General features: G+C 59.1%; 18 protein-coding genes. 8 read left to right on the top strand and 10 right to left on the bottom strand.

The window, feature by feature from the left end; genetic code table 11:
- From ABIA96_RS11555 to ABIA96_RS11535, 5 genes are all read left to right on the top strand, one after another.
- Positions 1-1,587 carry a class I SAM-dependent methyltransferase gene (locus ABIA96_RS11555; protein ID WP_354137663.1) on the top strand — a complete coding sequence of 529 codons (1,587 nt, stop codon included), beginning with the start codon at positions 1-3 and terminating at the stop codon, positions 1,585-1,587.
- Between the two features lie 508 nt (positions 1,588-2,095).
- A complete protein-coding gene (locus ABIA96_RS11550; protein WP_354137181.1) occupies positions 2,096-3,280 on the top strand; it encodes a hypothetical protein in 1,185 nt (394 codons plus the stop codon).
- 266 nt (positions 3,281-3,546) lie between these two features.
- Positions 3,547-4,608 carry a hypothetical protein gene (locus tag ABIA96_RS11545; protein WP_354137180.1) on the top strand — a complete coding sequence of 354 codons (1,062 nt, stop codon included), beginning with the start codon at positions 3,547-3,549 and terminating at the stop codon, positions 4,606-4,608.
- A 210-nt stretch (positions 4,609-4,818) separates the two neighbouring features.
- Entirely contained in the window at positions 4,819-5,019 is a 201-nt protein-coding gene (locus tag ABIA96_RS11540; RefSeq protein WP_354137179.1) for a hypothetical protein, read from the top strand.
- Positions 5,020-5,337: 318 nt separating this feature from the next.
- On the top strand, positions 5,338-7,062 hold the full coding sequence (locus ABIA96_RS11535; protein WP_354137178.1) for a site-specific integrase: 1,725 nt from the start codon (positions 5,338-5,340) through the stop codon (positions 7,060-7,062).
- A 435-nt stretch (positions 7,063-7,497) separates the two neighbouring features.
- Here the strand turns inward: ABIA96_RS11535 and ABIA96_RS11530 are convergent, their stop codons facing one another.
- The 9 genes from ABIA96_RS11530 to ABIA96_RS11490 form a co-directional block, all read right to left on the bottom strand.
- Positions 7,498-8,001 (bottom strand): LabA-like NYN domain-containing protein, encoded by a 504-nt coding sequence (locus ABIA96_RS11530; protein WP_354137177.1) that lies wholly within the window; start codon positions 7,999-8,001, stop codon positions 7,498-7,500.
- Positions 8,002-8,063: 62 nt separating this feature from the next.
- Positions 8,064-9,683, bottom strand: coding sequence for a cytochrome c oxidase subunit I (ctaD, locus tag ABIA96_RS11525; protein ID WP_354137176.1), 1,620 nt, complete (start codon positions 9,681-9,683; stop codon positions 8,064-8,066).
- Between the two features lie 272 nt (positions 9,684-9,955).
- Entirely contained in the window at positions 9,956-10,195 is a 240-nt protein-coding gene (locus ABIA96_RS11520) for a hypothetical protein (RefSeq protein ID WP_354137175.1), read from the bottom strand.
- 105 nt (positions 10,196-10,300) lie between these two features.
- Complete coding sequence (locus ABIA96_RS11515) at positions 10,301-11,035, bottom strand: ABC transporter ATP-binding protein (protein ID WP_354137174.1); 735 nt, start codon at positions 11,033-11,035, stop codon at positions 10,301-10,303.
- Positions 11,032-11,766, bottom strand: coding sequence for an ABC transporter ATP-binding protein (locus ABIA96_RS11510; protein ID WP_354137173.1), 735 nt, complete (start codon positions 11,764-11,766; stop codon positions 11,032-11,034). Before ABIA96_RS11510 ends, ABIA96_RS11515 begins: the two co-directional genes overlap by 4 nt.
- Positions 11,763-12,695: a branched-chain amino acid ABC transporter permease gene (locus tag ABIA96_RS11505; protein WP_354137662.1), complete on the bottom strand. Its 933-nt coding sequence runs from the start codon at positions 12,693-12,695 to the stop codon at positions 11,763-11,765. The genes ABIA96_RS11510 and ABIA96_RS11505 overlap by 4 nt, the downstream gene beginning before the upstream one ends.
- An 11-nt stretch (positions 12,696-12,706) precedes the next feature.
- Positions 12,707-13,570, bottom strand: coding sequence for a branched-chain amino acid ABC transporter permease (locus tag ABIA96_RS11500; RefSeq protein WP_354137172.1), 864 nt, complete (start codon positions 13,568-13,570; stop codon positions 12,707-12,709).
- Between the two features lie 39 nt (positions 13,571-13,609).
- Entirely contained in the window at positions 13,610-14,764 is a 1,155-nt protein-coding gene (locus tag ABIA96_RS11495) for an amino acid ABC transporter substrate-binding protein (protein ID WP_502918815.1), read from the bottom strand.
- 59 nt (positions 14,765-14,823) lie between these two features.
- Positions 14,824-15,606: a universal stress protein gene (locus ABIA96_RS11490; protein WP_354137170.1), complete on the bottom strand. Its 783-nt coding sequence runs from the start codon at positions 15,604-15,606 to the stop codon at positions 14,824-14,826.
- Positions 15,607-15,898: 292 nt separating this feature from the next.
- Here ABIA96_RS11490 and ABIA96_RS11485 point away from each other — a divergent pair, with 292 nt between their 5' ends.
- Both ABIA96_RS11485 and ABIA96_RS11480 read left to right on the top strand, forming a co-directional pair.
- Positions 15,899-16,339 carry a hypothetical protein gene (locus tag ABIA96_RS11485; protein WP_354137169.1) on the top strand — a complete coding sequence of 147 codons (441 nt, stop codon included), beginning with the start codon at positions 15,899-15,901 and terminating at the stop codon, positions 16,337-16,339.
- A gap of 66 nt (positions 16,340-16,405) precedes the next feature.
- Positions 16,406-16,582: a hypothetical protein gene (locus tag ABIA96_RS11480; RefSeq protein ID WP_354137168.1), complete on the top strand. Its 177-nt coding sequence runs from the start codon at positions 16,406-16,408 to the stop codon at positions 16,580-16,582.
- Positions 16,583-16,785: 203 nt separating this feature from the next.
- On the opposite strand, the gene ABIA96_RS11475 is transcribed toward ABIA96_RS11480, so the two are convergent.
- Entirely contained in the window at positions 16,786-17,256 is a 471-nt protein-coding gene (locus tag ABIA96_RS11475; RefSeq protein WP_354137167.1) for a GreA/GreB family elongation factor, read from the bottom strand.
- 278 nt (positions 17,257-17,534) lie between these two features.
- On the opposite strand from ABIA96_RS11475, the gene ABIA96_RS11470 reads away from it, so the two are divergent.
- A complete protein-coding gene (locus tag ABIA96_RS11470) occupies positions 17,535-17,915 on the top strand; it encodes a PAS domain-containing protein (protein WP_354137661.1) in 381 nt (126 codons plus the stop codon).
- Positions 17,916-18,116: the final 201 nt, after the last annotated feature.

Below are 18,116 nucleotides of genomic sequence, written 5' to 3'. Positions count from 1 at the left end.
ATGAATGTTCACACTGAGCATCGCCCTTCAACGACCGGCCCCACACGGTACGACGAGGTCTACTACCCCGGCCACGTCTACGGGCTCACCCACCCCAACCATCTCGCAACGATTGCCACCGTCTACGGCATGCGACCTGCTCCGGTCGAGCGCTGCCGAGTACTTGAACTCGGCTGCGGCGTCGGCGGTAATCTTTTGCCCATGGCCTTTCAATATCCGGACAGCGAGTTCGTCGGTATCGACTTGAGCGGCGTGACGATCGAGCGCGGCCAGAACAATATCACGACACTGGGCCTGAGCAACATTAAGCTCCTCCATTGCGACATCATGAATGTCGATCCAAGCTTCGGACAGTTCGATTACATCATCGCGCACGGCGTGTACTCGTGGGTACCACCGCACGTGCGCGAGAAGATGATGGCGATCTTCAAACAGAACCTGGCGCCGCGCGGAATCTGCTACGTCAGTTACAATGCGCACCCGTTCTCGCACCTCCGCGACATGGTGCGCGACATGATGCGGTATCACACCCGCCGCCTCACCGGCATGAAGGAGAAGGTCGGACAGGCTCGCGCGATCCTGAAGTTCCTGAGCGAGGGCTCGAAGGCCAACACGGTTCACGGCGCGATCATGCGGGATCAGTACAACCGCGTTCTCAAATCTCCGGACGAATTGTTGTTTCACGACGATCTCGACGATGGCGCGACCGCCTTCCTGTTGCACGAAGTCGCGGAGGATGCCGCTCGCCATGGCCTGCAGTATGTCGGCGATTCCGATTTCTCGCGCCGCTATCTCGCCGGCTATTCCGAGGAGGTCCGTGCCACGCTGCAGCGCTTCCCGGAAAGCGAGTTCATGGCGCGCGACCAGTATCAGGACTTCATCGACGGCAACGGCTTCCGGCGTACCCTGTTTTGCCACGACAGTGTTTCCCTCGATCGGCAGATCGATACGGATTTCGTCAGGCGATACCACCTCCTGAGCACGACCAGCCCCGTCGATCCCGAAGCCTGTGTGACAGACGATTCTGCAATGGAATTCGAGAACCAGGACGGCAGCAGGATCACGGTGACCCATCCGCTCCTGAAGGCAGCGCATCTATGCCTCGGCCGGGCCTGGCCGCGCGCCTTGTCATTTGGCGAGTTGCTGCACGGTGCGCGCGCGCTGCTGGATGGCCGTCACACCGACGATGACGAAGGTGTCCTGACGGATGCGATGTACATCCTGGCCTGCAGCGGCGAGGTCTCCTTCCTGGTATCGCCGCCCTTCCTGCTGAACGAAATTACCGACCGCCCGCAAGCGAGCTTGCTCGCCCGCAAACAGTCGCAGACAAGCCCGCACGTCACCAACCTGCTCCACCAAACAGTGCAGTTGGAGGACGATCGGACCCGGCATTTCCTGCAATTACTCGACGGCCTTCGTACGATCGATCAGATCACGGCCGACATGACTGAAGCATTCGGCCCGACCATCCGGATCGAACAAAAGGACAAGGACGGAAAGCCGGCAGAGCCGCTGTTGCTTTCAATCCGAGAGAGCGTTGAACGCTCGCTTGCGATGGTCGGCAAGCTGGGCTTGTTGGTCGCCTGACGCGATAGATCTCAACTCGTCGAGGAACTGCGTCGTCCCCGGCTTGAGCAGAAGCCGTACGGACAGTTTATTGGCCACCAGGCCATGCTTGACGAGACTGCCAAATGCCTCGGTTGCATCGGTCCGACGATTGAGCTTCCAGCTGGAAAGATAAATACCGGAATGAACACGAAGCTGGTTGCCGCCCGACATTTGCCGGGCCGTCCGGTAGAACGCCAGAGCCTCTCGCTAGCGCTTGTCGTCATATTCGAGGATAGCATCGCTCACAAATGCCGACGTGGCGATCCTCTCGACATCGGCGTTTCCGGTCGGCGGGTCCAAACCGCCTCAGCCAAGCACCGTTAACGTGTGACTCTGACCAGAATTGAACTGGACCGCCGGCAACTTCATGGAACATTCCGGCATTTGAACCCGTCCCAGTTCGGATGCGACCAATCCATGCCGAGCCGCGAGGCTGGCGAGGCGCGCATCTATGACGACGATCGGAACTTTGGAATGAGGTTCTTCCATGAGCAATGACTTGCTGACCGCTGGCGTTGAACTCAAAGGTTACGTCACCACGCTGCTCGGAAATCTCGAAAAGGACGTCGATGGTCAATTCGACAAATGGTGCGACCCCGTGACAGGTTACCTCGCTCACCTCGTTGGATGTTACGAGGGAGCACAGAATGAACAAGTCGCCACGCTGAAGGAACAGGAGGACGAACGGCAGAAAGCAATGCAGCGCGCCCTGTTTGTCCTGAACTTCCTCGCGATCGGCGCGACGGCCTGGCTTGGTGTCGCCCTGGAAAAGGTCGTGGGCCCGCGGTTGTTCTTTGAGTACGAGCAAACTGCACTCACTCTGCCAACCAACTGGCTCCGCAAGATACCCAAGGAGTTCGATGGCGCCCTCTTCGGGAATCTGGGAAAAGACATCACCAATGCGCTGGTCGGTGTATTGAACGAAAAGCTCGCTCAACCCGCGGAAGTCGCCGCCATCGACGGAACGGCGGTCGCGAAATCTCCTGACATGAAACGCTTCGGGTACAACCTCAATGTCGAAATAAGGAAGCAGAAGAAAGCGGTGAAGGATGTGATCGATTCGACGATCGAGAACATAAATGGATCTACAACCTTCAGCTCTTCCATTTCAACGAAGCTGAAGGCTCTGCATCCTCACCTTGAGCGTATGTCGTATCCAAATATCATTGGCGCCGGTCAGGTTTTCATCAATTCAGTTTTCGAAGAACAAAGAAAGAAGTGGGCTGCTTCATATTTCTTCTACGGATACAATCCTCCTCCCAACACGAATTGGGTTCGCGTGCAATCACAGCTGGAGAAAATGCTATGGGCGATCTGGGTTGCGCAGCAGAATTTTTGCCCAGCGCGAGCAATGCCGAAGGGTGGTCCATTCGGACAAGCCTTGGCTGATCTGTACTACCTGAAAGGAGCCCAGGGAGATTTGTTGGGCACAACGGGGGGCTTCGCATCCACGATCAAAGACAGCCCAATCACGCTTCGGCTGTTCGAGCGCTTCAATGCTCCAGTCCAGGACATTTTGCTGAAGGGACCGCCAGTTACATATGCGACCTGTACCGCACAGGCAGACAAACTTCGGATCTGGGCCAATACAGTCGATACGAACGAGATTCGAAGCATGCTGAAAGGTGTTAAGCGCGATCTAAGTGCTGTGAGTAAGATATTTTCACAATAGGACTCAACGGTTACCGACGGGACCTCGCAAGGCGGGATTCCTCTTGCCGGTTTCGAAGCCACCAGGTGGGTCTGATGGACCTTGCATCTGCCCGCAGGGCCTCAAGGGTATGCAAGAGTAAGTGAAAACGAGCTGGCGCGCCGATTTTCGCACCACTTCGTTTTGTAGCTCGTCCTATCGGGCCTGACGCCCCAGACGGGACCCGACACCATACACGTTCGACTGAGCCAGCGCTTTGATTCAAACCGCCCGCGCAAAATTTCGCGTTGACGGACCGAACCAGGACAGGAGAACCAGACATGGCCGCATTTCAAGAGGTTTTCCGCCGCTCCGGCATCGATGAGCGCCGCAGCCCGCCAGGCATGGTGGTGCCGTTCGGCGGCTCCAACATCGTGGCGCTGATCGATCCCGGAAGAAAGCTCAGGGTCGACCCTAACCCCCATGCCCTCGGGATAAAGGAGATCGATGGCGCCGATCCCCTTAGACGCGTAATGCAAGCCAGAGAGACCTTCTCCAAACCCGATATCGATCCGCAGCTCAGGGCGGCGTCACTTCCCGCCACCTTCAACGGCGATGCACGGTTCTTCGAAATCAATGGCCGGATTAAGCCAATTGGCTTTCCCGGCCTCGAGGTGGTGGCCCGGTCGGCCGGCCGGAAGATCGAAGCCAAGCTCCATGTCGTCGTGCTGCCAGAAATCAAGATCAAGGTGGCGTTCCGCAATGTCATGGTTGCGGGGAGTGGCGGCGCTTCGGTGTTTCACGCCAAGAAGCCCTGCAACGAGCAAGATGAATTGCTGACGATGAACAACATATGGAGGCCGCAGGCCAACATCCGCTTCGAGCGGGTGCCGAGCGACTGGCTGGTCATCGACGACTCGCAGGCTGCCGTCAAACAGGACCTCGCCAATGCGACTGACATGAAGGATGCGAGCCTCGCGATCTTTCCCGATGTGATCGACGTCGAAAAGCTGAAAGGCTTCTTCGTCAAGCACAAAGTTCAGGGTGCCCATCTAACCATGTTCTGCGTCGACAAGCTTTGGTCCAACGGCGGCCCTGCCAACGGCTCGTTTGCTCGAGGGCTGGACCTTGCCTTCATCAGCTCGTCACGCGGACCTAACACGTCGGCCCATGAATCCGGCCATTTTCTCGGCTACTACTCGAAGAGCGCGAGCAAACCTTGGGACAGCCAAGGCCACACGCTGGAGACCGATCCGAAAACCGGAAAAGAAAACAGGGCGGAAGACATCAAGATGCTGATGCGCGGGGGAGGCGCCGGGTGGAAAATTCCGTTCAATCTCGTCAAGGAGTTCCGCGACTTCCCCGGCTAGCATCCGAAGATCAGACAGAAGCTGAAAATGATCACTCCAGACGTTGAATGTCGCCTTTGGGTCAACAGCGCCGGTTTCGGCCGTGGGAGTCGAACTCACGATTCATGATCGTGGCGCGGAATTCCAACAACCAACAGGCCGCCATCATGCTCAGAGCGCTGACGCATTTGACATAATTTCAATAGCTTACCTGATGAGTGGAGGAGCCCTATGCATTCAGCTCCTAACCATTTGCGTCCTGTTTCAGACATGGAATGGGCGCGCGAGACGCGGCAGGCCGTCGTCACAAGGCGCGGCATCTGCCATCGGCGAGACCTCGCGCGTCGCTTCACGGCCGAGAGCGCAATGGTCGTGCTGGTCGCTCGCCTGCGCTACCGGCAGGCCACAAAATCGCGGGAAATCGTCGTTTGACGTAGAAAATCGTAGTTGTGGTAGCGGGAGAGGGAAACGCTACCAAGTCCAAGTCAAAGCAAAATCCTTAGATTTTCCAACACGTTGGCCGGATTGGAGTAGTGGATTTGGCAGTGTTACATCTCACTCGGATGTCTCGCGCCAGACGCCTCCGGAAAGGCTGCCAACGTGTCGCGTCTCTCCTACCTCGCCCGGCGTGGCGACGGTCGCTATTTCCTGCAGATTCGGTTGGGGAAACAGGCCGCTCAGCTCTTTGGGCTTCCCCTTCTCCGTGTCAGCCTCAGGACAGGCAATTTCACTGAGGCGAGGCGCCGGCTGGTGGACAATCTCGGATGGGTACAGGAGCTGATCGAGGCTCCCGACCTGGAAGCTATGGGAACCGTGCTCGACGTCCGCCTGCGGGCCTATGTCGGCCGCGGCTCGCCGGCTGACGATCGGCTTTTGGCCGAACGCTGCGCCTTCGAGCACGAGGTCCGGCGCTTTCTCACACGGGCGCAGGAACGCGGCTATGCCTACCCGGTGCGCTTTCCACAGATGCCGACCCTTTGGATCGACTTCGTCAACCAGAACAAAGCCGCGGAAACCAGCGTTGCCCGCCTCAACGTCCGCCGTTCCTACGAAGCCGGCCGCCGCGAGGCCACCGAAGCAACCAACGAAGGGTGGGCTCCGAAGCCAAAGGCGGCTTTGCCCGCCCCGCCCAACGCCTTCGATCCGATCGCCATGATCGATCGGCTCGTTCAGGACGCGGTGGCCCAGCGCGTGGCTCAGCTGGTACCGAACAACGCCGCCCCGTTGGCACCGTCTATCGCACCACTCGCGATTGCTGCCCCGGCTCAGCCGACCAAGTCCGACGATCCGACCGCGATCAATTCCAATCGCATGTCCTCGTTGCTGCAGGAATTTCTGCGGCCGGCCAGCCGGAAGCGCCAGCACACGATGAAGGGCCGTGGCGAGGCAGAGGCCGTCGTTCAGTTCGCGATCGACTTCCTTGGCGATCCCCGGATGAACGAGCTCGACGACGACAAGTGGAAGCTGCTCGACGAGGCGCTGCCCGACATTCCGAACCGCGACAACATCCCGCGCGAGGCTGCAAAAACACTCTTCCAGCGCTTCAAGTACGCGGAAGCGCGCGGCTGGTCCGAACTCACCCGCGTCACCACAACCACGATCAAAAGCAGATACTGGGGCGGCCTGTACAAGTTCATCGACTGGACTATCCAGGAGAAGCACTACAGCGGACCGCGCTACACGTTCGAGTGCATCGATCCGGAGAACCTGGCACCGCTGCCCCGCGACGCGTTCGATGATGACGAACTGCTCAAGCTGTTGACGCAACCACTGTTCACCGGCTGCAAAAATCGCATGCACGTCTGGCAGCCGGGTGGATACCTGGTGCAATCCCACATCTATTGGGGTTTTCTGATCTGCATCTTGACCGGCATGCGACCCGGCGAGGTTGGCCAAATCAAGTGCGCCGACATCAGGACCGACAATCAGTTCTTCTATTTCGATCTGAGACCATTCGATGCGCGGAGCGGACGCGTTGCACTGCAGGACCTGCGCAACCTCAAAACCAACGCGGCCGGCCGGGTCATTCCCGTTCATCCTTTGCTGATCGAATTGGGCTTGCTCGAGCGGATGCAGGAGTTGATGGACAAGGGCGAGGAGCGGCTGTTTCCCGAGTGGGACGTCTACATCAGGAAAGATGGCACGCAGCGCTGGTCTCAGCCGCTGAGCAAGTCGTGGCAATACGCAAAGAAGCTTTTGAAGTTGAGCCGTGCCGACTTGACGCTTTATAGCACGCGGCACCTCATGGCTGATTGGCTCGACAGCGGCGGCATCGCCCAGCGGACGCGTGACCGCATCCTCGGGCACGCCAGCGATGTTCGCGGCCGTTATGGCCGCAAAGGCATTCTCGATCCGCAAATCGCGGCCAAGATCGAGGCGCTCGAACCGCCGGTAATCAAGCAGATGAGAGAGATCCTGCTCACGGCGAAGAATCGCGCCGACGCCGGTGAACTCACGATCCTGAAGACTTATTGAGTTTTCGCTGGCCTGAATGGCGCGCCATTCAGAATAAAACTACGAACTCCTATATTATTGAAATTGCGTTATAAATTCAGCGCGTTGAAGTGCTTTTTGCTCCGAGCGACTCGTCTCGGTCGAGATTGCTGTAAACAAGCGCCGAACTTTGACCCCCATCGGCTTCCAACATTGCCCCCACGCGTGACAAACATTTCGGTGATAGTTCAGGGCATTGCGCAACGTTGGTCGGGGTCAACCTTGGGCGCCGATCGGGGGTCTGATCGCACTCCGAATGACATCCGCACTCGTAGCCCGGCATCGAGACCGAGGACGATTCGTACTTGATCGGGAGGATGCCGAGGCCGACTGGGTTCGCAGCGATGGACCGTCCGGTATTGCGTCAAACAACGTATCGACTTTGCGCCGCAAACTCTCTCAATTCGACCAGCGCGTCTATCTCTCGATTGAATTTCTTAACGTCGCCAATTCGAGGAACTCGTCTGCTTGCCGTCTCAGCTCTTCGGATACCATCGCGGGTGCCATCTGTACACTTGACACGACCGTGACTCTGACCCCCAAACGCTGAACCGCTTCGACGAGGGCACGAAAATCGCCGTCTCCAGAGAAAAGGAAAACTTCGTCCACTCGCGGAGCGATCTCGAGGGCGTCAATGGCAAGGTCTATACCAATGCTGCGTCTCGACCTCCTACCCTCGCCCTCATGGCTCTTGATCAACCTCGTTCGGACGGTGAACCGATTGACCTCGAGCCAGTCAGTGAGACGCTGAACGCCGCCGGCCGCGCTCTCTCTTATCGCCAAGTAGAAGTAAGAACGGACTAAGGTCCCGGATTTCTCGAATTCCAGCAACAATCTTTTGTAATCGATCTCGAAGCCAAGGTTTCTCGCTGTCCGATCCAGATTGGCTCCATCGATGAAGAGCGCTCTTCGTCCTGTCATGCCTCTTGCTTCCGCGGCATCTGAGCCGCCTCCTTGTTTCGCGCAAGCGTGCGCAGTGGTTCCTATTGATCTCCCGAAATTCGAGGCAATATTTGGAATTGGTGGAACGGCGGCGGCGACGAAAGCGTCCACTCCAGCGTCGTCGCGCCGGGTCCCCACGGGTTGCCCGCTGCCGTCTCCTTCCGGACGAAGGCATATGCCATGGCCACGAAGAACGTGATCAGACCGGCGGCGGAGATATAGGACCCGAGGGAGGCAATCTGATTCAGGCCGCCGAATGCGTCCGGATAGTCTGCAATTCGTCGCGGCATTCCCGACAATCCGAGGAAATGCATCGGGAAAAACGCGATATTGACGCCGACAAACGTCAGCCAGAAATGCAGCTTGCCGAGGGCTTCCGAATACATGTATCCGGTCATCTTCGGGAACCAATAATACCAGCCTGCGAAAATTGCGAACACGGCACCAAGCGACAGCACGTAATGGAAATGCGCAACGACGTAGTAGGTGTCCTGCAGCGTTCGGTCGACGCCGGGATTGGCAAGCACAACGCCGGTGACCCCTCCGATCGTGAATACGAAGATGAATCCGATAGCCCACATCATCGGCGTCCTGAAGGTTATGGAGCCGCCCCACATCGTCGCAATCCAGGAAAAGATCTTAATGCCTGTGGGCACCGCGATGACCATGCTGGCCAACGCGAAGTACGCCTGCGCGCTGCTGGACATGCCGACGGTGTACATATGATGGGCCCAGACGAGGAATCCGATGACCCCAATCGCAAGCAGCGCATAGACCATCCCCAGATAGCCGAAGATAGGCTTGCGGCTGAACGTGGAAACGACGTGGCTCACGATACCGAAGCCAGGCAGAATCATGATGTAGACCTCGGGATGACCGAAGAACCAGAACAGATGCTGGTACAGGATCGGGTCTCCGCCGCCTTCAGGCGCGAAGAACGTCGTCCCGAAATTGCGATCGGTGAGAAGCATGGTAATGGCGCCGGCCAGTACAGGCAGCGACAGCAACAGCAGGAACGCCGTGACGAGGACCGACCAGACGAACAGCGGCATCTTATGCATCGTCATGCCGGGCGCCCGCATATTGAAGATCGTCGTGATGAAGTTGATCGAGCCGAGAATCGACGACGCACCCGCAAGATGCATCGACAGGATCACGAAATCGACTGCCGGTCCCGGATGACCCGCGGTCGACAACGGGGCGTAGAGCGTCCAGCCGGTGCCGGCGCCGTCCGATCCAGGCGCGCCTTCGACGAACATCGAAATGATGAGCAGAGCAAACGACGCCGGCAGCAGCCAGAATGAAATGTTGTTCATGCGCGGAAACGCCATGTCTGGCGCGCCGATCATGAGCGGCACCATCCAGTTGCCGAATCCGCCCATCATTGCAGGCATCAGCGTAAAGAAAATCATGATCAGACCGTGGCCCGTTACGAATACGTTGTAGACGTGCGGGTCCGTGAAGATCTGCAGGCCGGTATGCTGCAATTCCATCCGAATCAGAACTGAAAAGGTCCCTCCGATAAAACCTGCACATATGGCGAGCACGAAGTACATCGTGCCGATATCCTTGTGATTCGTCGAATAGAGATAGCGCCGCCAGCCGCCCGGATGTGCCTGCTCCCCTTCGTGCGCGTCACCGACTGTCGACGTGGTTGTCATCGCCAATTCCGATCAAGCATTGGAGGGTTTGACCTGCTCGTTTCACGACCTTCAAAGCAAGTGGTTGCATCTATCTTCCATTAGAGAGCACGCGAGCGACAACCGATTTTAATTGCAGCTTAAATGCATAATTCTTGATATTCACGGACTCTTCCAAGCCGGCGTCATTTGGCTGCGACAATCAGCGATGGCGCGATGCTGGATGTGGCTCGGGGGCGAATGAAGACTTGAATCAAAAGAAGCGGCACCAATCTGCCGCTCGTCTGATCCGCCTACGATCGCCAGGAAGGCCTCGAGTATCTCGGAACCACCACCGGATACATCTCGTGGACCTTCCGGAATTCGCGCGCGATGTCTTCATAGCCAACCGAGTCGAGGAAGTCGCAGATCACCGTTTGGGCGCTGCCGTGTACGTTGCAGCCGTCGTCGCTCCGTTGCAGCGATTTCAGTTTATTGATCGCGTCCTGCTTGATGACGCTATGCTCGACATGAGGTTTGGGCGGAACTGGCATTTCATCTGACTCCCCATTCCGGCACGGCACGTAACTGTCTTTCCGCGGCGCCTTCACGTCGGATCGACCTTCCTCGAGACGGTCGTTCCATCGGCAGGCCGTGCCTCAAAGCCCGAGATAAGCACGCCGGACTTCCGGATCGTCTACGAGCTCTTTGGCGGACCCGCTGCGAGCGATATGTCCGGTTTCCATGACGTAACCTCGGTCGGCAACCGACAGCGCCAGATTGACGTCCTGTTCTACTAGCAGAACCGTGACGCCCTCACCGCGGATCGCCACCAGCGCATCGATCAACTGCTCCACGACCACAGGTGCCAGTCCCAGGCTCATCTCGTCGACCATCAGCAGGATCGGGGCGGCCATCAATCCCCGGGCCATCGCGCACATCTGCTGCTCGCCTCCCGACAAGCTGCCGGCAAGCTGACGCCGGCGCTCCGCCAGGCGGGGAAACAGAGAGTACATTTTGTCCAGGTCCCGGCCTATTGCCGCTTTGTCCTCGCGAATGAACGCGCCCATCAACAGATTGTCCCGTACGCTCATGCGGTCGAAGAGCTGACGACCTTCGGGAACCTGCACGAGGCCGGCGGCAAAGGCACGGTCAGACGTCATCGGCAGGAGATCCCGGGAATTCAAGGTCATGCTGCCCTGGCAGGGCAGCACGCGCGACAGCGCGCGCAGCAGCGTGGTCTTGCCCGCTCCGTTGCTGCCGACCAGTGCCACGACCTCGGCCGGGTAGATCTTCAGGGTTACGTCCTGCAAGACCGGCATTCCGCCGTAGCCCGCGCTTACTCCGCGCACGTCGAGCAGCGGGACCGCTTTGGCTGCCTGGTCCAATTTCATGCCCGCCGCTTGCCGAGATAGGCCTCGATGACCGTTGGGTTCGACAGGACGCGGCCCGGATCGCCCTCGGCGATCTTGACGCCGTGATTCAGCACCAGCAGCCGATCCGACAGACTCCTGATGGCCTTGATGACGTGCTCGATGACGAGGACGCTGATCCCCTCATTGCGAACCTTGCGGATCACTTCGATCACGTCCTCGATCTCGACCTGATTGAGACCCGCCATGACCTCGTCGCACAGGAGAACCTTCGGCTTCATTGCCAACGCCTTTGCCAGCTCGAGCCGCTTGCGGCCGGGCCCCCCTAATTCGTCGGCGCGCTGATCGATGCTTTTTGCCAGTCCGACGAAATCCAGCTGGGCGCGGGCCTGCTCGCGGGCATTCGCCAATTGGGCCTGTCCGCCTCCCCGTCCGAACAGCGCCCCCACCGCGACGTTGTCCAGAACCGACAAACCGGGAAAGGGACGCATGATCTGGAAGGTGCGACCAATGCCCAGTCGCGCACGGCGATATGCAGGCAAACGGACGATCGACCGCCCTTCGAAGAAGACGTCGCCTGAGCTAGGAGCCAGCGTTCCGCTGATCAGGCTGACCAGCGTGGATTTGCCCGCACCGTTCGGCCCGATCAGGCCGAGGATCTCGCCACGCAGCAGCATGAAGCTGACGTCGTCGACGGCGACCAGTCCCTCGAAGCGCCGGGTGACGTGGTTGATTTCGAGCATCGCCGTCATAGCTGGTGGCTCCGAATGTTTTCGGCGAAGTAGCGCCAGCCCGTGCTGCGAAAACGCCGCAGCATGTCGGCCAGGCCGCGCGGCATCAAGACGACCGCGGCGACGACGACGACGCCGAAGAACAAGCCTGCGAGACTGGTGATCTCGCTCGACAGAAGCTCGGAGACCGCCGAAAGCGAAAGCGCGCCGACGACGGGGCCGAAAACTGTCCCAGGTCCGCCAAATACCGCCATGATGATCATCTTGACGTTCAGGCCGATATCGAATGCGCTCTCCGGGTCGATGAACGTAACCCAGTAAGCGTGAATGCCGCCCGCCAGCGCACTGAATACGCCCGAGATGGCGAAGGCTGCGGTCTTGTAGAGCGACGTATTGACACCCATCACCGCCGCGCCTTCCTCGTTTTCGCGGATGGCGATCAACCCGAAGCCGAAACGGCTGCGCGTCAGCGAGTATACGGTCAGTGTAGCGAGTATCAGGAGCAGCAGCGACAACTCGTAAAACAGCGGGTCGTTGTTGAGGGGCGGCAAGACGAGTCCGGCGTTCCGCCCGGCCAGTTTGACGTTAGAGACGATCGCAGCCATGACCTGGGCGAGCGCCAGCGTCGCGATCGCGAAATAGTGCCCCCTCAGCCGCAGCACCGGCATGCCGATGAGCACGGCAAACACGGCCGCAAGCACCACGCCGAACAAGAGGCCGACCCCGAAAGGCAATTGCCACTGCGCCATCGCGATGGCCACGCCGTAGCTGCCGAGTCCGTAGAACATCGAATTGCCGAAAGAGGCATAGCCCGCATAGCCCCCAATGACGTTCCAGCCCTGCGCCAGAACGGCCAGAAGCAGGGCATTGATGCCGAACTGAATGAGCACGTCCGAACCGAACCACGGCACCGCCGCCAGGACGGCGAGTGCCGCAAGAAGGAGCGCGATGCGTGCCGTCTTCATGTCGCTCTCCCGAGCAGGCCGTTGGGGCGCACGATCAGCACCAACACCAGCACGCCGAAGCTCGCCACGTCGGAGAAGGTCGATCCGATATAGAGCGCGGTCAGGGACTCCAGGATTCCCAGGAACAAGCCGCCGACGATCACGCCGAGCGGATTGTCCAGTCCACCGATGATTGAGATAGCAAAGGACTTTGCCGTCAGCGCCGCGCCGATATAGGGGTTGATCTGCGATACCGTTCCGTAGAGGCCGCCGGCGGCGCCAGCCAGCGCAATCCCGATTCCAAACGTCATGGCGTAGAGGTGTCGGGGCTCGACGCCGTAGAGCCGGGCCGCGACCAAATTTTGCGCGGTGGCGCGGATCGCACGTCCGAGCCGCGTGCGCAGCAAGAAAAGCCACATGCCGACCGTCAACACGATCGCAATGCCGAACGCCAGAAGACGCGACACCGGCAGCACCACCGCCCCCAAGGCGATGCTGTTGCCGGCATAGGACGGGTTGATGGTGCGAAAGTCGGCTGAAAACGCCAACTGGGCCAGGTAGGTGAGCACGACCTCGATGCCGAAGGTCACCAGCAGCGTGTTGAACATCGGGGCCCTGACGATCAAGTTCAAAAGGCCGCGCTGCACGCCGTATCCCACCGCGAACATCACGACGGCAGTCAGCGGCAGCCCCAGAAACGGGTCGATGCCGGCATATGTGTACAGGTACCAAGACACATAGCCGCCGAGCATGATGAACGCGCCATGTGCAAGGTTGACGATATTGAGCACGCCCCAGACCAGGGCGAGACCGAGCGCCATTACGGCGTACAATCCGCCCAGGAGCACTCCGTTGACCAGAACTTGCGCGAGCAGGTCCACATCTTCCTCTTCTCAGCCGGAGGCTCGTTCGCGATCTGACTAGCGCGCGTTCCAGGCCGGCATGGGATATTTCGGCGGAGCGATCTTGCCGTTGCCGCCGTAGATCGCGACCAGGCGGTCGACCTGGACCTGAATGACCGTCTGGGGCAGGTCGATCTGGCCGTTCTCATTGAACGCAACCGGACCATACAGGCTGTCGAACTTCACTTTCGCGAGCGCGTCGCGCACCTTCGCGGGATCCGTCGAGCCTGCCGTTTCCACGGCCTGCACCAGGGCTTCCACGTCGGCGACGCCGGAGGCGGCATGATAATCGGGGTCGTAGCCGAACTTCGCCTTGTAGACGGCCGCGAACTGCGCGGCATCGCCAAACCAGCGGTCCTTCAGGTCTGCCGAAGGCAGCCAGGCCGTCATGCCAAAGGCGTAATCGGCATCCTTGCCTAGCGCCTTGCGGAAATCCTCGCTGGGAACGCCTACAGTGAAGGAATACATCTTCGGGGCGACCGCTAGGCTCTTCGCCTGCCGCACGAAATTCAGAATCTCGGTTTCATGACCGGCGACCAGCACCGCGTCGACATTCTTGCTCTTGATCCGCGACAGAAGCGAATTGAAGTCCGTGGCGTTCGTGCTGTACCGCTCGTCCATGACCAACGTCAGACCCGCCTTCTTCAGTTTGGGCCGCGTCCCCTCCGCCACCGAAACGTCGAAGGCATCGTCCGCGTACAGCAGCGCGACCGATTTGGGCGCGGGATCAAGCCCCTTCAACATCTCGACCGTCGAGCCAAAATAGTTGCTGGCCGGCGCCAGCGTTCCGAAGATGTACCTGAAGGCGCGCGAGAAGATCTGGTCGGACGCGCCGCCACCCTGCACCATTGGAATCTTGTATTTTTCGGACACGGCCGAATCCGCCAGCGCGAAATTGCTCGCAAACGGCCCCAACAGGAAATCAACCTTGTCCTGCGAAACCAATTGCGTGTACTGACGCACGCTCAAATTCACGTCGGACTGATTGTCGTAGAGCTTGAGCACGAGCTTGTAAGATTCATTGTCGACCTTGACGCCGCCCGCGGCATTGACGCGATCGACCGCAAGCTGATAGGCGTCGCGATAGTAGCGACCGGTATTCGCGACGGGGCCTGTCAACTGTACAGACGCTCCCAAGACGATCTCTTTTGCAAGGACCGCGTCGGATGGCATCGAAACAGCTGCGGCGACCAGCAGGAGAGCCGACAGACGGGAGATTTTGAACACGGAATTCATGCTTTCCTCCTCGTCTTCGGTTGCGGTATCGACGCGACGCTGCTCGCCGTCCGCTGGGGCTTTATGGCGATGAGAACGCTGCAGGGTGGTTGATGCAGGATCGACTCGCCGACCGAACCGTTCAACCAGCGCGCAAGGGTCCCTTGATCTCGATGGCCCACAACAATCAACTTGGCGCCTACTTCCCGGGCAGACTGCACTATCTCATCGGCCGGCCTTCCATACCGGATCTCGCTAGTCGCGATGCATCCAGCGTGTTGAAAACGCTTGACGCCTTCGTCGAGCACCGACTGCATCACAATCTGCTGATTTCCGGGGATATAAGTCATCGCTTCCCCGATGAACATGCTTTCGGCCGCGTCGACAATCGCCAGAAGATGAACCGTCGCCCCGCACCTCGATGCCAACGTCTCGGCCTGCGCCAGTGCCTCGCGGCCCTCGGGCGAGCCGTCGAAAGCCAACAGAATTTTTTTATACATGTGGGGTCTCCTTTCCGTACGAATGTGCGCGGCCAGAATCGACACGACCGACCGCCGACGCATCAGGCAACCATGGCTCCCAGACGGCCCGGCGCCGGGCTTGACGCCGGCGGTCGCTTTCATCGACACGTTCAAGCTGCAGGAGCAAGGATGGCCGATCGCGATTGAGCGTTCAGGACAGGTCGCGCGAACGGCCGTCGAACCCACCAACGCATACTGAAAAGAGCGGTTACTGATGTCTTCGTCATCCTGGCCTTCCACTCCAGCATACGTTTCGGAGCGGCGATCTGCACGTTTCAAGCCTTCATCAACGTATATTCGGGATCAAGTTTGACAAACGAAAAGTATCAACACTTGATATCGGTTTTGTTGCTGCGAGGTATCGTATGGCAACAACGCACAGTTCGCGAATTCTCGAACACGCGACAAGCCACGAAGCGACAAGGGATTCGACGCTGGCCGTCCGAACGGTCAACTGCACCGAACGTGCATTTAACTGTCAGCGAATTTCGTTTGCATCGTTCAACCCCGGATGAATATATTTCTCCGAAGCACACGACAAAGCGGCTCAGGTCCGCCCGAGGAGGTTTCGATGTCGCGGGACGTAGTACGGCAAGTGGCTAATCGTCGTGAGCTTCTCACCGTCGGTGTCGCGATCGCGGGTCTACTGCCTCTCTCCAACAGCGCGTTCGCGGCCGGCAGGCGTTCCCGTCCCAACAAGCGAATGGCCAGAACTGACAAGACTCCCGAGACGGCCGCCGCTCTTCGCGATCTTTGGATCGGACACATTTTCTGGGTAAGAGCCGTCTCGCTCGCCACGATCGAAAAGCAGGGGGCGAGCGCAAAAACGGCAGAACGACAAGCCGTGGCCAACGCTCCATCAATCGCCGCGACCATCGAGCCATTCTACGGCGCAGCGGCCAAGGACGTCTTCTTTAAGCTCCTTGCGGGACACTATGGTGCCGCAAAGGCCTATCTAACGGCGACGATCGCAGGCACCCCAGCAGGCAAGGCGCGGCAACTCAGTCTCTGACGTCGAACGCCGAGGAGATTGCAGGCTTCCTGAGCAAGGCGAACCCCCTATGTGCAGAAGGATGCAGTGAACGCCCTGCTCCAGGCCCACGGCAGTCATCACATCCAGCAGATCCAGCAATTGGCCGATCACCAGTACGACGCCGAGGCTCAAACCTGGGAAGAGATGAAGAATCACGCGTATCAAATCGCAGATGCCACCGCCGACGCTCTGGCAAAGCAGTTTTCCGAGGAGTTCTCCTGACCTTCGACGCGGACAACGAGCATGTCGGAGAAGCATTGCTCATCGCCGCGATCCATTCTTGGTGACACGATAGAGACGGGCCGAGCCCGCGAACTCGGCCGGGACGAAATGGCGCTCGATCGCATGTGAAGCGCGACCTCGATAGCACAGACGACATGCGCTGCCATGCGGCGCTGCGATTGTGTCGCACGGAACCGACCCATTCATGAATGGGACCGACGGCGCGATACATGCCGATCGGCACGGGCTGGCAATCTTGCCGAACTTGCTGTCGACTGAAGGACAGTCACGCTGCTCGGCTCGCCGCTTGCTGAACACCAGTCGACCGAGTGGCCTTCCGACAATCCTATCAAGGCTGCTCCCAGGGGGCTCAATACCGAAACCGCGTTCGGTTGTAGCGGCGTTTCGTCGGGCATGACGAGGACGACCCGCCTTGTCGTGCCGGTAACATTATCGCGCACGTCGACATGCGAGTTGACGGCCACAACATTCTCTGGAAGCTGGTCATCAGGGACAATTTTCGCTCGAGATATCTCCCGTAGTACGTTCGATGCGGCCGACGCCATACGGCTGTTCGTCAGCGCCGAGATGGCGATGGCGTACAGTCTATCTCGGTCCGCCTCTGAAAGCATGACTGGAGGAAGTGCAACCGGATGGTCGTCGGGTGTATTCATTTTGCGGACTCCTGGCGGATCGAACCTGGTTATTGTCGCTCACTACTCGATCTCTACAAGCGAAAAACATTGCGCCTCACAATCAAGAAAACTGATGCTTCCTTCCTGGGGCAGGGCGTTTGATCATCAACTCCGATGCCTTTAACGATCCGAGCGTTGTCGACGTGAACGCCGGCGCCCGCGAGAGCTGGCGACGGGCCTCCCGTCAGAGCTATACTCAGTCGATGCGACAGCGTTGATCAGAAAGGCCACCCATGGAATGCAAGCCCTTGTCCGAGATGATTCTCGATCAACTTGCCGATGCCGTAATCTACGCAAACCGATCGGGTGAGATTACCCGATGGAATCGCGCTTCGGCTGCCATGTTCGGATTCTCCTCGGAAGAGGCGCTCGGCCGAAGCCTCGATCTGATCATTCCAGAGCATCTGCGCGCCCCGCACTGGCGGGGTTTCGACGCGGCGATGTCAACGGGCGCGATGAAGCTGCAAGGTCGTCCGACTTTGACGCGGGCCCTGCACAAGAGCGGACGCAAGCTCTACGTCGAGATGACCTTTGCTCTCGTGAAGGGCGACGACGACGATGTGCTTGGCTCGGTCGCCATGGCACGCGACGTCACCGAGCGCGTCGAGCGAGAGCGTTCTGCAGCGCGCACGAGCTGACTACGACTGTCATACCCGATCGCATGCTCGCCGCACGGCCGTAAGGTCGGGCAAGCACGACATGCGCTTGGCCCAAGCACCCTTTTGCTCTCACACAACCAACAACATTCTTGATGCAAATTTGCAATACTTTTCGCTTGTAGAACTTGACCGATTGGCAGGTACTGATGCGCGGCAGCCCAAGACATCGATGGCCGAATG

This window comes from Bradyrhizobium sp. LB11.1, assembly GCF_040549385.1.
Lineage (GTDB): Bacteria > Pseudomonadota > Alphaproteobacteria > Rhizobiales > Xanthobacteraceae > Bradyrhizobium.
Note: the sequence above shows the minus strand (reverse complement) of the source record. Positions and strands in the feature narration are given on the sequence as shown.

What these genes read in the sequence shown, in the direction of transcription:
- ABIA96_RS11555 (WP_354137663.1), top strand. Translation starts at nt 1, where the DNA reads ATGAATGTTCACACTGAGCATCGCCCTTCAACGACCGGCCCCACACGG.
- ABIA96_RS11550 (WP_354137181.1), top strand. Translation starts at nt 2,096, where the DNA reads ATGAGCAATGACTTGCTGACCGCTGGCGTTGAACTCAAAGGTTACGTC.
- ABIA96_RS11540 (WP_354137179.1), top strand. Translation starts at nt 4,819, where the DNA reads ATGCATTCAGCTCCTAACCATTTGCGTCCTGTTTCAGACATGGAATGG.
- ABIA96_RS11530 (WP_354137177.1), bottom strand. Translation starts at nt 8,001, where the DNA reads ATGACAGGACGAAGAGCGCTCTTCATCGATGGAGCCAATCTGGATCGG.
- ctaD (WP_354137176.1), bottom strand. Translation starts at nt 9,683, where the DNA reads ATGACAACCACGTCGACAGTCGGTGACGCGCACGAAGGGGAGCAGGCA.
- ABIA96_RS11520 (WP_354137175.1), bottom strand. Translation starts at nt 10,195, where the DNA reads ATGCCAGTTCCGCCCAAACCTCATGTCGAGCATAGCGTCATCAAGCAG.
- ABIA96_RS11515 (WP_354137174.1), bottom strand. Translation starts at nt 11,035, where the DNA reads ATGAAATTGGACCAGGCAGCCAAAGCGGTCCCGCTGCTCGACGTGCGC.
- ABIA96_RS11510 (WP_354137173.1), bottom strand. Translation starts at nt 11,766, where the DNA reads ATGACGGCGATGCTCGAAATCAACCACGTCACCCGGCGCTTCGAGGGA.
- ABIA96_RS11495 (WP_502918815.1), bottom strand. Translation starts at nt 14,764, where the DNA reads ATGCCATCCGACGCGGTCCTTGCAAAAGAGATCGTCTTGGGAGCGTCT.
- ABIA96_RS11485 (WP_354137169.1), top strand. Translation starts at nt 15,899, where the DNA reads ATGTCGCGGGACGTAGTACGGCAAGTGGCTAATCGTCGTGAGCTTCTC.
- ABIA96_RS11475 (WP_354137167.1), bottom strand. Translation starts at nt 17,256, where the DNA reads ATGAATACACCCGACGACCATCCGGTTGCACTTCCTCCAGTCATGCTT.
- ABIA96_RS11470 (WP_354137661.1), top strand. Translation starts at nt 17,535, where the DNA reads ATGATTCTCGATCAACTTGCCGATGCCGTAATCTACGCAAACCGATCG.